Origin of the sequence: Burkholderia sp. BCC0097 (assembly GCF_902832985.1) — a bacterium.
Lineage (GTDB): Bacteria > Pseudomonadota > Gammaproteobacteria > Burkholderiales > Burkholderiaceae > Burkholderia > Burkholderia orbicola.
In genome coordinates this window covers 540,949-559,860 of record NZ_CADFDM010000007.1, presented here as the reverse complement: position 1 = coordinate 559,860, position 18,912 = coordinate 540,949, and the positions used below count along the sequence as shown (strand labels likewise).

Below are 18,912 nucleotides of genomic sequence, written 5' to 3'. Positions count from 1 at the left end.
GTTCGACTTGCATGTGTAAGGCATGCCGCCAGCGTTCAATCTGAGCCAGGATCAAACTCTTCAGTTTAAACCTGTTACTGTTTTCGGTTCGGTTAAGAACCGGTCGCTCACTCAAAGCTGACAGGAATATGAATCACTTCATAAACCTGACTTACTTTAGTGTGAGACTCTTGATACTTTCGCTATCTGATCCGAGGATCAGCTCGCTTCCATCAAGCGCCCACACTTATCGGCTGTTAATTTTTAAAGAGCATTTCTGCGAGGAATCTTGAACCCCTCAGCAGCGCTGCGTTTTCAGCAGCAGAGAAGCGAGATTATGAACCGTATTTCGCAGCTCGTCAACAACTTTCTGAACGACTTCGTCGCGACTGCGGGGCTCAACTTCCGTACCGCCAAGGCTCGCTACTTCCGAACCCCAACAGCACTGCTTCCCTTCCTTCCGCGCCGCGTTTCCGTTAGCGCGAAAGAGGCGTGATTCTATGCATCCCCCGGCGATCGCGCAAGGGGTTTGACGCAACTTTTTCACAAACGCCGCAATTCGGCCGTCCGGCCATGCCTGAGGCACGAGACCGCTTATGGTGCAAAGAACGGACTAGAATGTGAGGTTCTTCGCCTCTTTCTATATACGTCTTTAATATGCGCCAGCGAATCGCCAAACGCCTCCCCCCCGATGCCGACAAACTGGTCGGTCTGTCGCTTGCGCTCTTCGCGTCGGGCAGCCGCATCGAGGATCGCTTCTGGGAAGCGAAGCTCGATGCGCTGCTCGCCAAGATTGTCCGCAACGGCAATCAGACCACGCTCGACGCCGCGCTCGACCATCTCCAGCAGAATCATCCCGACGCCTACGGCGCGCTCGCCGACATGGCCGAGACGCACAGCGAGTCGATGGTGATCGAGCACGACGGCCAACCGTACGATGCGCTGCTGGTCGCCGTCCCGGTTCTCGCCTGGACGCGTTACATGATTCCGTCCGGTCCGCTCAAGGGCGACGTGGCCGACGCGCTGCGAACGCATCTGCAGGCGCACGTTCTGGCGAACGGCACGCTCGTCGGGCTCGCCCCGTTCCTCTACAGCATCGACCAGTTGCCGCGGCACCACGTGGAAACCTATCGGCTTGCGCAGCAACTCGCCCATGCGGCAATCGGTCAGCACACCCCGAAGCTGAGCTTCGGCGACCTGCCGGAAACCTCGCCGATCCTGGCCGATCCGCGCTTCCTGCTGGCGGTCGTCGCCGCGCCCGCCGGCGCACCGCTGTTCCGCTGGCAGGAGGAAGAAAACGGCAGCCGCATCGAGCGCGGCCAGTGCCTTGAACAGTGGACGGCACAAGGCGGCCCGAACCTGTCGATCGCACTGCCCGGATGCGAATTCGAATGCCTGCTTCCGGACGCGTACTACTCGGCCTGTCGCGATGCGGACGAACGTGTGCGTCCGCACACCGTCCGAACGGCCATTCGTTATCTATTCGACACACTTGGTGCGGCGCCGCAAGAGTTGCGGGCGGTGGTCGCCGGCTTCGGCGAGCGTCGTATCGACGAGTATCGCGTGGGCTTCACGCGGCGTGCCAGCAACGACGTAATCTACGGTGTCGTGTGGCCGCTCTACGGCCGTGAAAACGGCGACGTATCGACCGACAGCGCGACGCTCGAAGGCGAAGCGCCGATCGAAGGGCCGCTCGAGGAAATCGTGAGCCTGCTGAAGGAATGCGGCGTAACCGACGTCCGCAGGCACGCGGGCCGTTTCGAACCCGAATACTGCGACGACTGCGGCGTGCCGCTCTACGCAGATCCGCTCGGCGAAATCGTCCATGCGGAAATGCCGGAAGATGCGTCGCCCGCCCAGCCGCACTTCCACTGACATTGCCCCCGCAGGCCCGTCGGCCTGCCCCGCCAAAAGCCGCTTCCGGTGCATGCCGAAGCGGCTTTTTTCTTGTCCGATGCTCTGTCGCCGAAAATTTCGAACTTTTCCTAAGCCTTTCAGCCAAGCAGACATCGTGTAAGGTCTTTGTCATTATCGGGGCCAGCTTATACCCGACAGCAGGCAATGACTCACCTTACGGAGATTGAATATGCGGTTCTTGGTGCTTAACTCAGACGCCGAACGGCGTGACGGACTGAAGGCCCTGTTGCGGCAGATCGACCGGCACGCCAGCATCAACGATGCGCCCGACAGTTTCCAGGCGCGCCGGCTGCTGCGTACCCAGCGTTTCGACCTCGTCGCGATCGACTGGCTCGACGTGGGCCGGCTCAGCGAGCTCCAGGCACTCGGCAACGCGTGCTCGCCGACGCCGATCGCCGTCCTGGTCGACGAGGTCTCGCCCGAAGCCATCCAGCGCTTCTTCAACTACGGCGTCGCGGGCGTGATCCCGCATTCCACGCGGCCGCACCTGATCGTACGTGCGCTCGAGATCGTGCTGCTTGGCGGGCACTACATTCCGCCGATCGCCCTCAGCCTGCTGCCCTCCCCGACGACGGCACGCCAGGATGCCCATTTCCAGACACTCGCCGGCTCGCTGCCCCGCCGCCCGCCGAGCGGCCTCCTGTCGCCGCGGCAAGCGCAGATCATGCGGTTCGTCCACATGGGCAGCACCAACAAGATGATCGCGCGTACGCTCGGCATCAGCGAAGGCACCGTGAAGATCCACCTCGCGAGCATCTTCCAGCAGCTCGGCGCAGCAAACCGCGCCGCCGCCGTCGCGATCTACAACGGCTGGCTGTCGCCCCATCTCGAGGTGCTGCTGGCGAACCGCAACCGCGCCCGCAAACCGGCCATCGGCGAACATGGCCCGGTTCCGCTGCGTACACAACGGCATGACCGTCCGTACCCATTGCCTACCGCCCATGCCGGCACGCAGGACCTGCCGCTCGCCGCCGAGCCGCGGCCGCGGTTCCGGCGCGGACGCTAGGCAAACAGTCTCGATATTGCGACGGTCGGGCATGTGCAGGTTCCCACCTTTGATGCTCAACGAGTAATATGGACGCATGGGTTTTCTTTTCACACCGCTTCCGCTGTGGGTTGGCTTCGGTGGCTGGATCGCCGCCGTGGCCCTGCTCGCGCTCGCGATCTGGAATCGCCCGTTCGTACGTCTGCAAGACGCCACGCTTCAGCACGTGTGGCTCGCGCTCGTCACCGCGATCACGGTCCTGTGGGCCTCGAACGCATGGCTCGAAGATGGCATCGTCATGCATCTGCTTGGCGCAACCCTGCTCGTCACGCTGTTCGACTGGACACTCGCGCTGGTCGCGATGGGCGCCGTCACGGCGATTGCCGCGGTGATCTTCGACGCGCCGTGGCAAGGCATCGGCCTGACCTATCTGATCTACGGTGCACTGCCTGTCGGCGTGTCGGCGCTGCTGCAACGCGCCGCGCTCGCCTGGCTGCCGCATAACCTCGCCTCGTTCATCACCGGGCAGGGCTTCCTGTCGCCGGCCATCGCGATCGTCGCGGTCGCCGCCGCGGCGGCAGGTGTCCAGCTCGCACTCGCCGACGGCGTGCCCGTCGTGATTCCGGCGGGCTATCTGCTGAACACCGCGCTGCTGGCGCTCGGCGAAGCATGGTTCACCGGCATGGCAACGGCACTCATCGCCGTCTATCGCCCCGCGTGGGTCACGACCTTTGACGTCCGGCGCTACCGCCTCGGCGGTCCGCGCGCCTGAATTTTCCCCGGATCGGCTCGGCGCACACGCGTACCGGCGGTACTTCCGCGGCGCGCGCCGAATACGCCACCTACTGCCGCACAACTTTTTTACGCTAAGATTGAACTCCTGTTCTTCATCGGGCATCTATACGTGCCCGATGTCTCCTTCGCTCCTCACCAATAACCAGATGGACAGCTCTCCTGCCTCGCTCCGGATTTTCCGGGCGCTCGGCAAGCTGGCAGCCTGTATCGCGGGCCTGTCGCTTGCGCTTCCCGCACCGGTATTCGCCGACCTGCTCGACCAGCGCTCCGAACTGATCAACAAATTCGTCAACGAGATGCATGCCGATCCGCTCGCCGCCGATTGTGCGGCGCATGGCAGCTTCATCGCCAGCACGTCGACGGCGTTCGACCGCGTCGACTTCGCGCCGAACGCATTCGACAGCGGCAACGCGACGATCACGCCGTGGAACGACTCGTTCGACCAGGGCAAGCAGCGCGTGAAGGTCGACAACATCGTCACCGTCGACGGGCTCGGCATCCACAGCAACGGCAGCGATCCGACGCCGCTGAAATTCCGTTGCGGCTACGTCGGCCAGCAAATGCTTGCGTTCAGCTGGAACGACCCGGTTCCGCCGCTGAAGCCGCGCGTCGAGCGCTCATCGTCTTCGACGAAGAAGTTCAAGGGCAAGTCGCATCGCGGCAAGGCCAAGGCGAAGGCATCGGGCCGCACCGGCAGCAAGAAGGCCGTCGCGACGAAGAAATCAGGCGGCCAGAAGAAAGCCGTGAAGAAAAAAACCGCGAAGAAGTCCTGATACGACGGAGCGGCAACGACAGCAGCAAATAAGCCGACGCATCGCAAGATGCGCCGGCTTTTTCAAGCGACGGCGGCGGTGCTTAACCGAACGTGTCGATGTGCACCAGGATCGCGGCGAGCATCGCCGCGCCGAGCGCCGCGCTGCGCTCGCCGTTCCAGCCGACACGCTCGTCGGGCAGGTTGGCGTTGTCCTTGAACGGCATTTCGAGCGTCAACGACAGACAGCCGAACTGGTGGCCGACGTACTTCGACGCGAGCTTCAGCGCATCTTCCTTGTACTTGCTCGCCGCGTAGCCATGCTCGGTCTGGAAGTCGGGGCTTGCGACCTTGAACGCGTCGATGAACGCAGCCTGCTCCTTGCCCTGCTGCTCGGTAAAGCTCGGCAGCATCTCCGAGCCGGCGACGAACACGTACGGCAGATCCTCGTCGCCGTGAATGTCGAAGAACATGTCGCAACCGATCGCGTGGATCGCATCGCGCACGGCCAGCACTTCCGGGCTGCGCTCGGCATCGGGTGCCATCCACTCGCGGTTCAGGTTCGCGCCGGCCGCATTGGTGCGCAGGTTACCGTGCACGCTGCCGTCCGGATTCATGTTCGGGACGATGTAGAACGTCGCGCGATCGTAGAGCTTGCGCGCAACCGGATCGCCAGCCCAATCGCCCCATCCGGCCAGCCGCTTGACCAGGCCTTCGACGAACCACTCGGCCATCGATTCGCCCGGATGCTGACGCGCGATGATCCACACCTTCTTCTTCGGCGCACCATCGGTTTCCGGCGTGCCGAGCGTCAGCAGCGACATCGGACGGCCTTCGACCGTACGGCCAAGCTCGACGACGCTCGCCTGCGGCAACTGCTGGACCGCACCGAGAAACGCCGCGTGACGCTCTTCCGAGTACGGTTCGAAATACGCGTAGTAGATGCTGTCGAACTCCGGCGTATGGTCGATGGTCATCGTCTTGCCGTCGAACGTCGTCGGCACGCGGAACCAGTCGACCCGGTCGTAGCTCGCCACCGCGTGGTAGTTGCGCCAGCCCGACGGATACGCGCATTCGGCTGCGTTCTCGAACGTCATCACGCATCGCTCGCCGCGCACACCCGTCAAGCGGTAGTAAAACCATTGCGCGAATTCCGAACGATTGTCGCCGCGTACGCGCAGCCGGATTGCGTCGGGGCTGTCGCACGACACGACGTCGATTGCGCCTGCGTCGAAATTACTGGTGATCGAAAGGGCCATCTATCTCTCCTTTGTCGACCGGAGTTAGCGCTTTAGCGCTTACTCCGGTCCCATGCAAAGCTGTCGACTGGTGGCGTTAGCGCTTTGGCGCTTACACCAGTCTCATGCAAAGCTCGCGACCAAAGCAGACGGTGTACCGCCTGTCCGGCCTCATAAGCGCCGGCCGTCTCGTGAACGGCCGCCAGGGTCACTCGCCGATGCGCCGGCGATATACGTACGTCGAATCGTTCGACGCAGCCGCATCGAACGCATAACCGTCGGTCGAGAATGCCTTCAGCGCCTTCGGGTCGGTGATCCGGTTCTCGACGACAAAACGCGCCATCAGGCCACGCGCGCGTTTCGCATGGAAGCTGATGATCTTGTAGCGGCCGCCCTTCCAGTCCTCGAATACCGGCGTGATGACCGGTGCGGCCAGCAGCTTCGGCTTGACGGACTTGAAGTATTCGGTCGACGCGCAGTTAATGAGCACGCGCGCCGCGCCGCTGCGCGTCTCGAGCTGCTCGTTCAGTGCCCGCGTGATGCGGTCGCCCCAGAACGCATACAAATCCTTGCCGCGCGCGTTCGCGAACCGCGTGCCCATCTCGAGCCGATACGGCTGCAGCAGATCGAGCGGGCGCAGCAGCCCGTACAGGCCCGACAGCACGCGCACGTGCTGCTGCGCATAGTCGAGATCGGTGGACGACAGCGATTTCGCGTCGAACCCCTCGTAGACGTCGCCATTGAACGCCAGCACGGCCTGCTTCGCGTTGGCCGGCGTGAAGGTCGGCGACCAGTCGGCGTAGCGCTGGAAATTCAGGCGCGCGAGCGAATCGGAGATATCCATCAGCGTCGCGATGTCCTGCGGCGACAGCTTGCGCAGGCCGTCGATCAGCTCCGACGCGTCGTCGACGAATGCAGGCTTCGTGTAAGACTCGACATGCGCGGGCGTGTCGTAGTCGAGGGATTTGGCGGGAGAGAGAACGATTATCATAGAGGCTCGCTGGCACGCCGTGCCTTGCGGTCAGACGAAAACCACCGATTGTAACGAATGACCCGCTCTCTCGCCCCGCATGCCGCAAACCGCGTCGTGCTCGACTCGAACGTCTGGATCGACATTCTCGTATTCGACGACCCCGCTACGCGCCCGATCCGTGCCGCGCTGGAGCGCGGCACGCTGGCCGCCGTGATCGACGGCCGCTGCCTGACCGAACTCGAATACGTGCTCGACTATCCGCAGTTCCAGTCGCGCGCGATCGACAAGGCGGCCGCGCTCGCAACGGTCGCCCGGCTCGCGAGCCTCGTCGAACCGCCGCCCCTCGGCGCCGACGCGCCACCGCTGCCGAAGTGCAAGGACCGTGACGACCAGAAATTTCTCGAACTCGCCCGCGCCGCGCAGGCCGATTGGCTCGTGTCGAAAGACCGCGCGCTGCTGAAGCTCGCGAAACGCACCGCACGCGACTTCGGTTTCCGGATCGCGCAACCCGCGCCGTTTGCCGAAGCCTGCGCACTCGATGCCGCGCCGCCCGCCACGGCAACGCCGGCCTGACGCCCCAACCCGAATGCGACCGTATCGATGAACGCTCCTTCAGATATGCCAACGACACCCGTTTTCCCGTCGCGCCTGCCGAACGTCGGCACGACGATCTTCACGATCATGAGCGCGCTTGCCGCCGAAAAAGGGGCGGTGAACCTCGGCCAGGGCTTCCCGGATTTCGATTGCGATCCGCGCATCGTCGATGCAGTCGCCGCCGCGATGCGCAACGGGCACAACCAGTACCCGCCGATGGCCGGCGTCGCGCCGCTGCGCGACGCGATCGCCGACAAGATCGCGCAGGTGTACGGCCGGCGCTACGATCCGGCCACCGAAATCACCGTGACGGCCGGCGCGACCCAGGCGCTGCTGACGGCGATCCTGTGCGCGGTGCATCCGGGCGACGAAGTGATCGTGGTCGAGCCGACCTACGACAGCTATCTGCCGTCGATCGAGCTCGCCGGCGGCAAGCCCGTGTTCGTCACGCTGGAGGCGCCCGACTACGCGATCCCGTTCGACCGTCTCGCGGCCGCGATCACGCCGAAAACGCGGATGATCCTGATCAACACGCCGCACAACCCGACGGGCACCGTGTGGCGCGAGGCGGACATGCGCAAGCTCGAAGACATCGTGCGCGGCACCAACGTGCTGATCCTGTCCGACGAGGTCTACGAACACATGGTCTACGACGGCGCGCGCCACGAAAGCGTCGCGCGCCACCCGGAACTCGCCGCGCGCAGCTTCATCGTGTCGAGCTTCGGCAAGACTTATCACGTGACGGGCTGGAAGGTCGGTTACGTCGCGGCGCCTGCCGCGCTGACCGCGGAATTCCGCAAGGTCCACCAGTTCAACGTGTTCACGGTGAACACGCCGATGCAGATCGGGCTCGCCGACTACCTGCGGGACCCGGCGCCGTACCTGTCGCTCGCGAGCTTCTATCAGCGCAAGCGCGACTTCTTCCGGGCAGGCCTCGAGCGCACGCGCTTCAAGCTGCTGCCGTGTACGGGCACGTACTTCCAGTGCGTCGATTACTCGGCGATCAGCGACCTGCCCGAAGCGGAATTCTCGAAGTGGCTCACGTCGGAGATCGGCGTGGCCGCCATTCCGGTGTCGGCGTTCTATCACGAGCCGCACGAATCGGGCGTCGTGCGCTTCTGCTTCGCGAAGCAGGAAAGCACGCTCGCGTCCGCACTCGAACGGCTGGCTCGCCTGTAAGACCGCACGGGCGGCCGCACGCCGCCCTTCGGGAAACGCGGTTACGAACGCGCGACGTTCGCCGCTTCGACATACGCCTTGCGCTCGGCGGCCACGCGCTGTGCGGCAGGGCGTTCACTCACCATCTTGGCGTGCGCCTTCCAGTCGATGCCTGCATCGAGCAGGAAGTCGCGCCCGTATATGGCCTTCGTCGCCATTCCGATGACCGGCAGATGGACCCACGAGGCGATGTCCGCGAGGCCGAACGACTCGCCGAGCACATACGGCGAAAACCGTGTCATCTGCTTGAATGCATCGATCGCGCGCGGCAGGCGCTTCTCGACATGCGCCTTCATCCCGTCGCTGACCTTGCCGCCGAAAAACGCTTCCGTGTACACCTCGCGCGCCATCCATTCGAGATACAGCTCGAGCGTCTCGACCAGTTCGCGCACCTTCGCCGCCGCAAACGGGCTCGTGGGGAAAATGCCTTTCTCGGGATAGCGCGCCGCCAGGTATTCGATAATCGCCTGCGACTCGAACAGCGCACCCTCTTCGGTCTTCAGGAACGGAATCTTGCCGAGCGGCGAATCGGCAAGCTGCGCCGGATCGCTGATCGGCAAACCGCACACCGCTTCCTCGAACGGAATGCCGTGTTCGAGCAGGACGAACTTCACCTTGTTGTAGTAGTTGGACAACGGAATACCGCACAGCTGTAGCATCGGGGGGCTCCTCCTTCCTTGCTCAAGCGCGGCCGCATCGGCGCCAGCCGCATCGGGATTCATGACGCCGAAAAGCACGTTCGTGCTAGTCTAAAGCAAGTTTTGCGTTCGTCACGACAACATTACATCCGCTGCGGCGTCGGCTCTGGCCGTCCGCACGACACACGCGGCGGCGTTGCCGCGCCACCCGATGGAGACACGCTCGCATGAGTGCTGAACTGCTGGCCTCGCGGCCGCCCGAGAGCGAATCGACGCTCGTCCTCACGCTGTCCAATCCCGGCGCGCGCAACGCGCTGCATCCCGACATGTATGCGGCGGGCATCGAAGCGCTCGCCACCGCCGAGCGCGATCCAGCGATTCGCGCCGTCGTGCTGACGGGGGCCGATCGCTTCTTCTGCGCCGGCGGCAACCTGAACCGGCTGCTCGAGAATCGCTCGAAGGATCCGTCCTTCCAGGCCGACAGCATCGATCAGCTCGCGGCCTGGGTCACGGCGATCCGCGCGTCGACGAAACCGGTGATCGCGGCCGTCGAAGGCGCCGCGGCCGGCGCGGGCTTCTCGCTCGCGCTCGCGTGCGACCTGATCGTCGCCGCGCATGATGCGAAATTCGTGATGTCGTATGCGCGCGTCGGCCTGACACCCGACGGTGGCGGCTCGTGGTTTCTTGCCCGCGCGCTGCCGCGTGCGATCGCGGCCGAGATCCTGTTCGAAGGCAAACCGGTCGCCGCCGAACGCCTGCATGCGCTCGGCGTCGTCAACCGGCTCGCCGCGCCCGGCACGGCATTGAGCGACGCACTGGCCTGGGCCGACGCGCTCGCCGGCATCTCGCCGAATGCGCTCACGCGCATCAAGTCGCTGCTCGACGACGCGACCGCGCAGCCGCTGGACGCGCACCTCGGCACCGAGCGCGATCATTTCGTCGCGTCGCTGCATCATGCGGACGGGCTCGAAGGCATCACCGCTTTTCTCGAGAAGCGCCCGCCACGCTACAAGCGCTGATCCGCCGCGTCGGCCTTCGAGCCGACGCCACCCCGCCAGGTCCATCCGATGCGGCCCGCCGACGCCGCACGCCATCCCGGCGACGCTCTCCGGGCCGGCCGTGCCTGCCCGTCGGCGCGCGTTCGCGTCGCCAGCAGCCCGTGTCGATCCATGCTCTAATGACCGCCTGTCGCGGCGCCGCCGGCGCCGTTTTCGCGCATGCCACACAGGAGTTGACGATGATCGACGTCTATAGCTGGGCGACCCCGAACGGCCACAAGGTACACATCATGCTCGAGGAAACCGGCCTCGCGTATCGTGCGCATCCGGTCGATATCGGTGCGGGCGATCAGTTCGAACCCGAGTTCCTGAAGATCAGCCCGAACAACAAGATCCCGGCGATTGTCGATCCGGACGGCCCCGGCGGCCAATCGATCTCGCTGTTCGAATCGGGCGCGATCCTGATTTACCTCGCGGAGAAGACCGGCAAGTTCCTGCCGACCGATCCGGCCGCGCGCTATGCGACGCTCGAGTGGCTGATGTTCCAGATGGGCGGTGTCGGCCCGATGCTCGGGCAGGCGCACCACTTCCGGCTGTATGCGCCGGAGAAGATCGAGTATGCGGTCAACCGTTACACGAACGAAGCGAAGCGCCTGTACAACGTGATGGAAAAACGGCTCGGCGAATCCGAGTATCTCGCAGGCGACACGTACACGATCGCGGACATTGCGACGTTCCCGTGGACGCGCTCGTGGCAAAACCAGGGCATCGTGCTCGACGACCTGCCGAACGTGAAGCGCTGGCACGAGGCGATCGCCGCGCGACCGGCCGTGCAGCGCGGCGTCGAGGTGCTCGCGTCGATGCGCAAGGCGTTGCAGGACGACAAGGCACGCGAGGTGCTGTTCGGCGCAACGCAATACGCGAAGCGCTGACACGCACGTGGCGGGCGGAGCGGCATCCGTGCATGCCGCTCCGTGCTTCAGAAGTAATGCAGCGTGATGAACTCCGCCGCGCACACCGGCAGCGGCGCGTCGGGGCGCTCGACCTGCACCGATACCGACCATGTCACCTGGATACCGCCGCGCGCGGCGTCGGCGGTTTCCTTCACCGCGAACAATGCACGCACGCGTGCGCCGACCGGCACCGGCTTCAAGAACCGCACGCGGTTCAAGCCGTAATTCACGCCCATCTTCTGCTCGAAGCGCATCGCGTCGGTCATCAACGCAGGAATCAGCGACAGCGTCAGGAACCCGTGCGCGATCGGGCCGCCGAACGGCGACTCGCGTCGCGCGCGCTCGGGGTCGACGTGAATCCATTGATGATCGCCGGTCGCGTCGGCGAAACCGTCGACGCGCGGCTGGTCGATCTCGATCCAGCCGCTTGCGAGCGGCTCCGCGCCGACCCGCGCCTGCAGCGCCTGCGCCGAGGCGATCAGCGGCAAGGTCACGTCGGTCATGGGTTCGCACCCGCCGGGTGGCGCAGCCCGAAAATCACCTTGGTATGCACGCTGATCACCGTCTCGCCGGCTTCGTTCACGCCGATCCATTCCGTCGACACGATGCCGCGATCGGGCTTGCTCTCCGATACACGCTTGTCGTGCACCTTCTGGTACATCGTGATCGTGTCGCCGGCGCGCACCGGCTTCAGCCAGCGGATCGAATCGATGCCCGGCGAGCCCATGCTGGTCGAATCCGGCCCGAGCTTCTGAACCAGCAGGCTCATGAATACCGAGCAAGTATGCCAGCCGCTCGCGACGAGCCCGCCGAAATGCGAGGCCTTCCCCGCTGCCTCGTCGACATGGAACGGCTGCGGATCGTAGCGCTTCGCGAACGTCTTGATGTCGTCCGGCTCGAACGTGTAGCGGCCCACTTCGGTGGTACTACCGACCACCAGATCTTCGTAACTGATGCCCACTGATAAGTCTCCTTGTCTGGCGCGCTCGCGCGTCACCGTCATGCTACGTCGGTCTGCGCGAAATCGGGTAGCGCCGTGATGCGGGCGAGGTGATGATCGGTATCGCCAAGCGTCGTCTCGATGATCGACAGCCGCTTGAACAGGTGCGCGGCGGCCACCTCGTTGGTCACGCCCATGCCGCCGTGCAACTGAACCGCCTGCTGGCCGACGAAGCGCGCGGCCGACCCGACCCGCGCCTTCGCGGCCGACACGGCCTTGCGCCGTGCATCGGCATCGCCGTTCGCGTAGCGCACCGCCGCGAGATAGGTCAGCGAACGCGCCTGCTCCGCATGGATCAGCATGTCGACCATCCGGTGCTGCAGCGCCTGAAAGCGCGCGATCGGCATGCCGAACTGCTCGCGCGTCTTCGTATATTCGACCGTCGCGCGATTCAGTTCGTCGAGCGCGCCGACCGCTTCCGCGCATAGCAGGAAGGTTGCGTAATCGGCGATCTGCTCGAGTGCCGCCGCGTCGCGCGCCCCGCCCGTCAGCACTCGGGCCGGCGTGTCGTCGAACGTGATCGTCGCGGCACGCTGGCCGTCGATGGTCCGGTAGTCGACCACCTTCGTGTTCCCTGCATCGCGTTCGACGACGAAGAGGCCGATGCCGCCACCGTCGACCCGCGCAGGCACGATCCACACGTGCGCCTGCGCGCCGTGCTGAACCACCGACTTGGTGCCGGTCAGCCGGTACGTGCCGCCCTGCTCGTGCGCGTGCGTGTCGAGTTCGTATAGATCGTAGCGGGCCCGCGGTTCGTGGAATGCGACCGCCACGCGCTTTTGCCCTTGCGCGACCGCCTCCAGCAGCGCGGCATCATCGCCTGCGCCGGAGCCGGCGATCCGCAACGCCTCGACGCCGACCGCCGTGGCCCAGTACGGCTCGATCACGAGCGCGCGGCCCAGCTCCTGCATCACGACCAGCATGTCGACCGGGCCGCCGCCGAAGCCGCCCTGGGCGTCCGGCACGGGCAACGCGGTCAAGCCGAGTTCCGTGAATGCGCGCCACTGCGCGTCCGACACGCCGGCATCGCTGCGCACGATCGCCTGACGCGCCTCGAAGCCGTATTGCTCGCCGAGATACCGGCGCAGCGCGTCGGCGAACTGCTGCTGCTCATCGGTAAAGCTGAAATCCATGGTTGTCTCCGTTCCCTGATCACAGCCCCAGAATCATCTGCGCGATGATGTTCTTCTGGATCTCGTTCGAACCGCCGTAGATCGACGTCTTCCGGTAATTGAAGTAGTAAGCGGCCAGCGGCGCCGCATCGTCGTCGCCCGCGATGCTGTGCTCGCGCTCGCCGTCGAGGAACGGCACATCGAACGGCGCGGCCAGCGGGCCGATCGCTTCGACCATCAGTTCGGTGAGCGCCTGCTGCACCTCGGTGCCCTTGATCTTCAGCATCGACGCCTCGGGGCCGGGCCCCTTGCCGCTCGTCTCGCGGCTGACGACGCGCAGCACCGTCACTTCCAGCGCCATCAACTCGACTTCGAGCGCCGCAACCTTCGCGGCGAACACGGGATCGGCGAGCAACGGCTTGCCGTTCTTGCGCTGATTCGATGCGACGCGCTTCAGGAACGCAAGCTCCCGCTTCGACGCGCCGACGCGCGCGATGCCGGTGCGCTCGTGGCCGAGCAGGTATTTCGCGTAGGTCCAGCCGCGATTCTCGTCGCCGACGAGATTCTCGACCGGCACCTTCACGTCCTCGAAGAACACCTCGTTGACCTCGTGGTCCTCGTCGAGCATCACGATCGGGCGCACCGTGATGCCGGGCGTCTTCATGTCGATCAGCAGGAACGAGATACCCTCCTGCTTCTTCGCGGCCGGATCGGTGCGCACGAGACAGAACATCATGTCGGCGTGCTGGCCGAGCGTGGTCCAGGTCTTCTGGCCGTTGACGACGTAGTGATCGCCGTGGCGCTCGGCGCGCGTGCGCAGCGACGCCAAATCCGATCCGGAACCCGGCTCCGAATAACCCTGGCACCACCAGTCCGAGCCGTCGAGAATACGCGGCAGATAGTGGCGCTTCTGCGCTTCGCTGCCGTATTTCATCAGGACCGGCGCGACCATCGACACCCCGAACGGCAGCACGGTCGGCGCACCGATCCGCGCGCACTCCTCGTCCCAGATGTGCCGCTGCGTCGCGTTCCAGCCCGGGCCGCCATATTCGACCGGCCACGCGGGCGCGGACCAGCCGCGCCGGCCCAGAATGCGGTGCCAGCTCGCGAAATCCTCGCGGTCGAGTCGTTTGTGATCGAGTACCTTGGCGCGCAGTGCATGAGGCAGATTGGCCTCGAGCCAGGCGCGGACGTCAACGCGGAACGCGTCGTCGGCGGGGGAATAATCCAGATCCATGCGCAGTGTCTCCTGTCCGCGACCGTCCGGGCCGGCCAAGACACACTGCGTACGTCATTGCAGCGGTTCTTTCAGCGCGGCTGGAATCGGCAGCGGCATCACGTCGATGCCTTCTTCGACCAAGGACTGCGCATCCTCTGGCGTCGTGACGCCGCGAATGCTGCGTGCGGGCGCCTCGTTGTAATGGATGCGCCGCGCTTCCTCGGCGAAGCGCTCGCCCACGTTCTCGGTCTTCTCCAGCACCTCGCGCAACGCGCGCATCACCTGGGCCTGCAGCGCACGCGGATCGGCCGGCTGCGCCTGCGTCGCGCCCGACAGGTTCAGGCGCGGCGCCGACGGCAGACGGTTGACCTCGGTGGTCCCGCACACCGGACATTCGACCAGCTTGCGGGACAACTGCGCTTCGAATTCATCGGCGGAAGCGAACCAGCCTTCGAACCGATGACCGTGCGGGCACTGTAAATCGAGGACCTTCATGCTGAATCAGGGCGTGTGACGAGTGTAGCGCAAAAAGCGGTTTTGTGAACGATCGTGCTAAATCGCGATCACGCGGCGCGAATGCGCCACGTCACGGGATTGTAACGCGGTGCCCCGCCCGCCGCTGACGCCGTGCTCAGGGCGTGACGACCGGCCCGAGCGGCCACGTGCCGGACAGCACCTTGTCGAGCCACATCGTGCCGATGATCGTCTTCACGTCGGAGATCTGGCCCGTGCGCACCCATTCCTGCAGGTCGGCCAGCGACGCGGTGAAGGTTTCGAGGAATTCGCCTTCGTCGAGCTTGCGCTCGCCGGCCGTCAGCCCGCGCGCAAGGTACAGGTCGATGAATTCGGTCGAATAGGAAATGATCGGGTGGATGCGGGCCAGGAACACGTACTCGCGCGCCGTGTAGCCGGTTTCCTCGCGCAGCTCGCGCACCGCGCACGCGAGCGCGCCTTCGTTCGGATCGAGCTTGCCGGCCGGGAATTCGGCCATCACCTTGCCGATCGGATAGCGGAACTGGCTTTCCATCAGCACGCGCCCGTCGTCGAACAGCGGGATCACCATCACCGCACCCGGGTGCTGGACGTATTCGCGCGTGGCCTTCTTGCCGTCCGGCAGACGGACGGTGTCGCGCTTGAGCTTGAGGAACGCGCCTTCGAAGATCGCCTCGCTCTCGAGGCAGGTTTCGGTCAGTGCGGCGTCGTGATTGGGTAGTTCGGCCATCGGCGGCTCCTGAATGAGCACGACGGACGGCCGAAGCCGTCAGCGTCGTTTGACGAGATACTGGAACGTGAAGCCGGGAAACGCGAACACGACGAAGAGACTGAACGTGATCGCGTAAAACTGCCAGCCCTGTTCGAAGCGGTTGCCGGCGCGCGACTCGAGCCAGAAGCCGAGCGCGCCGACGACGAAGTACAGCACGATCAGCTCGCCGATCCGCACCCACGCATTCTTCTTCGTCGCGCCGAACGGCACGACGGCGAAGAGGCGTTGGTTCAGGAACGGCAGGTTGGCGCCTACGAGCGCCAACAGCACGATAAACCAGCCGGCTGCCGACATTACAGCGGCAGCGTGTGACGGATTGCCTGCAGGCAGGCGGTCAGCAGCGGGCTCGGGATCAGGCCGAGCGCGACGACCGCCAGGCCGTTCAGTACGAGGATCGTGCGCTTGCAGAAATCGCCCGAGATCGGCGTCGAATCCTGCGGGGCATCGAAGTACATCAGCTTGACGATACGCAGGTAGTAGAACGCACCGAACAGCGACGTGATCACGGCCAGCACGGCCAGCCACGTGAGGCCTGCGTTGACGGTCGCCTCGAGCACGGCCAGCTTCGCGTAGAAGCCGACGGTCGGCGGGATGCCGGCCAACGAGAACATCATGACCATCATCACGAACGCGAACACCGGGCTGCGCTTGTTGAGGCCCTTGAAGTCGTCGATCGTTTCCGCTTCGAAATCGCGACGCGCGAGCAGCATCACCACGCCGAACGAGCCGAGCGTCGTGATCAGGTAGACGATCGCGTAGAACATCGCCGAGCTGTAGGCGTTCGCCGGTGCCGCCGCGTCGCCCTTCACGATGCCCGCGAGCAGGCCGAGCAGCACGAAGCCCATGTTCGAGATCGCCGAGTACGCGAGCATCCGCTTGATGTTGCGCTGGACGATACCGGTGATGTTACCGACGATCAGCGACAGCGCGGCGAGGATCACGAGCGCGGTCTGCCAGTTCTGGGCGAGCGGCAGCAGGCCCATCACCAGGAAACGCAGGCCCCACGCGAATGCGGCCACCTTCGGGCCGCCGCCGACGAACAGCGTCATCGCGGTCGGTGCGCCCTGGTAGACGTCCGGCACCCACATGTGGAACGGCACGGCGCCGAGCTTGAACGCGATACCGGCGACGATGAAGATCACGCCGAACATCAGCACGGCCGCGTCGGTGTTGCCGCCGACCGCCTTGTACACCTCGCCCAGCTCGAGCGAGCCGGTAGCGCCGTAGAGCATCGAGATGCCGTACAGCACGAAGCCCGACGCGAGCGCGCCCAGCACGTAGTACTTCATCGCGGCTTCGCTCGACTGCGCGGCATCGCGACGCAGCGCGATGACCGCGTACAGCGACAGCGACATCAGTTCGAGGCCGAGGTACAGCGTCAGGAAGTTGTTGCCCGACACCATGACCAGCTGACCGAGCAGCGAGAACATGCCGAGCAGGAACACGTCGCCGCGGAACATGTCGCGGTCTTCGAGGTACTTGCGCGAATAGACGAGCGAGACCGCGAAACCGAACGACACGACCGCCTTCATCATGCTCGCGAACGAGTCGACGACGATCATCTTCGAGAAGAAGTAGTACGGCTGCGGGTCGAGCGCCTGGACCGCGAACCACACGCCGGCGACCACCGACGAGACGACTGCGATCAGATAGGTCAGGCGGCGACCGGAAGCACCGGCAAAGGTGTCATTCAGCCATGCGACGACGATGGCGGCCATCACCAGCGCGTCGGGCAACAGGACATTCATAGGAGCGTTCATGATCTTGAGTTCCTCCGCTCGCGATTACTGGGCCAGCGGCAGCTTCGACTGCGCGACGTGGGAGAGGAGGTTTTCGACGGAAACGTGCATCACGTCGGTGAAAGGCTTCGGATAAAGGCCCATCAGCAGCGTGAACGCGGCGAGCACGGCCAGCATCAGGAATTCGCGACGGCCGATGTCCTTCAGCTTGGCGACGTGATCGTTCGCGACCGCGCCGAAATACACGCGCTTGTACATCCACAGCGTGTAGGCCGCGCCGAGGATCAGCGTGAATGCCGCGCCGAATGCGATCCAGAAGTTGTACTGGACGGCCGCGAGAATCACCATGAACTCGCCGACGAAACCCGACGTGCCCGGCAGGCCGCAGTTGGCCATCGAGAACAGCATCGCGAATGCCGCGAACTTCGGCATCACGTTCACGACGCCGCCGTAGTCGGCGATCTGGCGCGAGTGCACGCGGTCGTACAACACGCCGATGCAGAGGAACATCGCGCCCGACACGAAGCCGTGCGAGATCATCTGGATGATCGCGCCTTCGACGCCGAGCTGGTTGAAGATGAAGAAGCCGAGCGTGACGAAGCCCATGTGCGCGATCGACGAATACGCGACCAGCTTCTTCATGTCGGCCTGCACCATCGCGACGAGGCCAATGTAGATCACCGCGATCAGCGACAGCGTGATCACGACGGGTGCCAGGAAGTGGCTCGCGTCAGGCGTGATCGGCAGCGAGAAGCGCAGGAAACCGTATGCGCCGAGCTTCAGCATGATCGCGGCCAGCACGACCGAGCCGCCCGTCGGCGCTTCCACGTGCGCGTCCGGCAGCCACGTGTGCACCGGCCACATCGGCACCTTCACCGCGAACGCGAGGAAGAAGGCAATGAACAGCAAGATCTGTGGCGTCATCGCGATCTTCGCGTTCTGCCACGTCGCGAGATCGAACGAATGCGTTTCCGTGTACAGGTAGATCAGCGCGACCAGCATCAGCAGCGAACCGGCCAGCGTGTACAGGAAGAACTTGAATGCCGCATACACACGGTTCGGGCCGCCCCACACGCCGATGATGATGTACATCGGGATCAGGGTCGCCTCGAAGAACACGTAGAACAGCAGGCCGTCGGCAGCCGAGAACACGCCGATCATGATCCCGGACAGGATCAGGAACGCCGCGAGGTACTGCGCGACGTTCTCGGTGATCACTTCCCATGCGGCGATCACGACGATCACCGTGATCAGCGCGGTCAGCACGACGAACCACATCGAGATGCCGTCGACGCCGAGGTGATACGCAATGTCGAAGCGTTCGATCCAGGTCGACTTCTCGACGAACTGCAGCGCGGCCGTGCTCGAGTCGAAGCGCGTGATCAACGGGATCGTGACCGCGAGACCGAGCAGCGCGCCGATCAGCGCAACCCAGCGGGCCGTGCCCGGATTTTTGTCGTTACCTACCGCCAGCACGAGGAGGCCGAAAACGATCGGCAGCCAGATCGCGGTACTGAGAATCGGAAAAGCGTGCATTAG

Annotated in this window: 21 protein-coding genes and 1 rRNA gene; 9 read left to right on the top strand and 13 right to left on the bottom strand. The window is 64.6% G+C overall.

Annotated features, from left to right (window positions below; all coding sequences use genetic code 11):
- Window positions 1-67: ribosomal RNA gene (locus tag HWX07_RS25885) — 16S ribosomal RNA — on the bottom strand; the annotation flags it as partial.
- 201 nt (window positions 68-268) lie between these two features.
- Here HWX07_RS25885 and HWX07_RS25880 point away from each other — a divergent pair.
- The 5 genes from HWX07_RS25880 to HWX07_RS25860 all read left to right on the top strand — a co-directional run bounded on the left by HWX07_RS25880 (window position 269) and on the right by HWX07_RS25860 (window position 4,449).
- On the top strand, window positions 269-475 hold the full coding sequence (locus tag HWX07_RS25880) for a hypothetical protein (RefSeq protein WP_175877807.1): 207 nt from the start codon (window positions 269-271) through the stop codon (window positions 473-475).
- A 161-nt stretch (window positions 476-636) separates the two neighbouring features.
- Window positions 637-1,854 carry a DUF2863 family protein gene (locus HWX07_RS25875; protein ID WP_012328889.1) on the top strand — a complete coding sequence of 406 codons (1,218 nt, stop codon included), beginning with the start codon at window positions 637-639 and terminating at the stop codon, window positions 1,852-1,854.
- Window positions 1,855-2,065: 211 nt separating this feature from the next.
- Entirely contained in the window at window positions 2,066-2,902 is an 837-nt protein-coding gene (locus HWX07_RS25870; RefSeq protein WP_175878151.1) for a response regulator transcription factor, read from the top strand.
- 76 nt (window positions 2,903-2,978) lie between these two features.
- The gene (locus tag HWX07_RS25865; protein ID WP_175878150.1) at window positions 2,979-3,653 is read left to right on the top strand and encodes an energy-coupling factor ABC transporter permease; all 675 of its coding nucleotides are present in this window, start codon (window positions 2,979-2,981) and stop codon (window positions 3,651-3,653) included.
- A gap of 139 nt (window positions 3,654-3,792) precedes the next feature.
- Entirely contained in the window at window positions 3,793-4,449 is a 657-nt protein-coding gene (locus tag HWX07_RS25860) for a hypothetical protein (RefSeq protein WP_175807489.1), read from the top strand.
- A gap of 82 nt (window positions 4,450-4,531) precedes the next feature.
- On the opposite strand, the gene HWX07_RS25855 is transcribed toward HWX07_RS25860, so the two are convergent.
- Together HWX07_RS25855 and yaaA are read right to left on the bottom strand one after the other, a co-directional pair.
- Window positions 4,532-5,686, bottom strand: a complete 1,155-nt coding sequence (locus HWX07_RS25855) for a carboxypeptidase family protein (RefSeq protein WP_175878149.1) — start codon at window positions 5,684-5,686, stop codon at window positions 4,532-4,534.
- A gap of 187 nt (window positions 5,687-5,873) precedes the next feature.
- Window positions 5,874-6,656: a peroxide stress protein YaaA gene (yaaA, locus tag HWX07_RS25850; protein ID WP_175878148.1), complete on the bottom strand. Its 783-nt coding sequence runs from the start codon at window positions 6,654-6,656 to the stop codon at window positions 5,874-5,876.
- 57 nt (window positions 6,657-6,713) lie between these two features.
- On the opposite strand from yaaA, the gene HWX07_RS25845 reads away from it, so the two are divergent.
- Entirely contained in the window at window positions 6,714-7,211 is a 498-nt protein-coding gene (locus HWX07_RS25845; RefSeq protein ID WP_175878147.1) for a putative toxin-antitoxin system toxin component, PIN family, read from the top strand.
- 27 nt (window positions 7,212-7,238) lie between these two features.
- Window positions 7,239-8,411 carry a pyridoxal phosphate-dependent aminotransferase gene (locus HWX07_RS25840; RefSeq protein WP_175878146.1) on the top strand — a complete coding sequence of 391 codons (1,173 nt, stop codon included), beginning with the start codon at window positions 7,239-7,241 and terminating at the stop codon, window positions 8,409-8,411.
- A 41-nt stretch (window positions 8,412-8,452) separates the two neighbouring features.
- Here the strand turns inward: HWX07_RS25840 and HWX07_RS25835 are convergent, their stop codons facing one another.
- Complete coding sequence (locus tag HWX07_RS25835; protein WP_175878145.1) at window positions 8,453-9,109, bottom strand: glutathione S-transferase; 657 nt, start codon at window positions 9,107-9,109, stop codon at window positions 8,453-8,455.
- Between the two features lie 206 nt (window positions 9,110-9,315).
- Here HWX07_RS25835 and HWX07_RS25830 point away from each other — a divergent pair, with 206 nt between their 5' ends.
- Entirely contained in the window at window positions 9,316-10,107 is a 792-nt protein-coding gene (locus HWX07_RS25830; RefSeq protein ID WP_175807484.1) for an enoyl-CoA hydratase, read from the top strand.
- A gap of 218 nt (window positions 10,108-10,325) precedes the next feature.
- Window positions 10,326-11,018: a glutathione binding-like protein gene (locus tag HWX07_RS25825; protein ID WP_175878144.1), complete on the top strand. Its 693-nt coding sequence runs from the start codon at window positions 10,326-10,328 to the stop codon at window positions 11,016-11,018.
- 47 nt (window positions 11,019-11,065) lie between these two features.
- Here HWX07_RS25825 and HWX07_RS25820 read toward each other — a convergent pair whose 3' ends face one another.
- The 9 genes from HWX07_RS25820 to HWX07_RS25780 all read right to left on the bottom strand — a co-directional run bounded on the left by HWX07_RS25820 (window position 11,066) and on the right by HWX07_RS25780 (window position 18,909).
- Entirely contained in the window at window positions 11,066-11,542 is a 477-nt protein-coding gene (locus HWX07_RS25820) for a MaoC family dehydratase (RefSeq protein WP_006496999.1), read from the bottom strand.
- Complete coding sequence (locus HWX07_RS25815) at window positions 11,539-12,000, bottom strand: MaoC family dehydratase (protein WP_175878143.1); 462 nt, start codon at window positions 11,998-12,000, stop codon at window positions 11,539-11,541. The genes HWX07_RS25820 and HWX07_RS25815 overlap by 4 nt, the downstream gene beginning before the upstream one ends.
- Before the next feature lie 38 nt (window positions 12,001-12,038).
- On the bottom strand, window positions 12,039-13,172 hold the full coding sequence (locus HWX07_RS25810; RefSeq protein WP_175878142.1) for an acyl-CoA dehydrogenase: 1,134 nt from the start codon (window positions 13,170-13,172) through the stop codon (window positions 12,039-12,041).
- Window positions 13,173-13,191: 19 nt separating this feature from the next.
- On the bottom strand, window positions 13,192-14,388 hold the full coding sequence (locus tag HWX07_RS25805) for an acyl-CoA dehydrogenase family protein (RefSeq protein WP_175878141.1): 1,197 nt from the start codon (window positions 14,386-14,388) through the stop codon (window positions 13,192-13,194).
- 54 nt (window positions 14,389-14,442) lie between these two features.
- Window positions 14,443-14,865, bottom strand: coding sequence for a DUF1178 family protein (locus tag HWX07_RS25800; protein WP_006478278.1), 423 nt, complete (start codon window positions 14,863-14,865; stop codon window positions 14,443-14,445).
- Between the two features lie 136 nt (window positions 14,866-15,001).
- Window positions 15,002-15,592 carry an NUDIX hydrolase gene (locus tag HWX07_RS25795; RefSeq protein ID WP_175878140.1) on the bottom strand — a complete coding sequence of 197 codons (591 nt, stop codon included), beginning with the start codon at window positions 15,590-15,592 and terminating at the stop codon, window positions 15,002-15,004.
- A gap of 39 nt (window positions 15,593-15,631) precedes the next feature.
- Window positions 15,632-15,928 carry a DUF2818 family protein gene (locus tag HWX07_RS25790; RefSeq protein WP_059833327.1) on the bottom strand — a complete coding sequence of 99 codons (297 nt, stop codon included), beginning with the start codon at window positions 15,926-15,928 and terminating at the stop codon, window positions 15,632-15,634.
- Window positions 15,928-17,382, bottom strand: coding sequence for an NADH-quinone oxidoreductase subunit NuoN (nuoN, locus tag HWX07_RS25785; RefSeq protein ID WP_175683526.1), 1,455 nt, complete (start codon window positions 17,380-17,382; stop codon window positions 15,928-15,930). Before nuoN ends, HWX07_RS25790 begins: the two co-directional genes overlap by 1 nt.
- Before the next feature lie 36 nt (window positions 17,383-17,418).
- Window positions 17,419-18,909, bottom strand: coding sequence for an NADH-quinone oxidoreductase subunit M (locus tag HWX07_RS25780; protein WP_175878139.1), 1,491 nt, complete (start codon window positions 18,907-18,909; stop codon window positions 17,419-17,421).
- Between the last annotated feature and the right edge of the window lie 3 nt (window positions 18,910-18,912).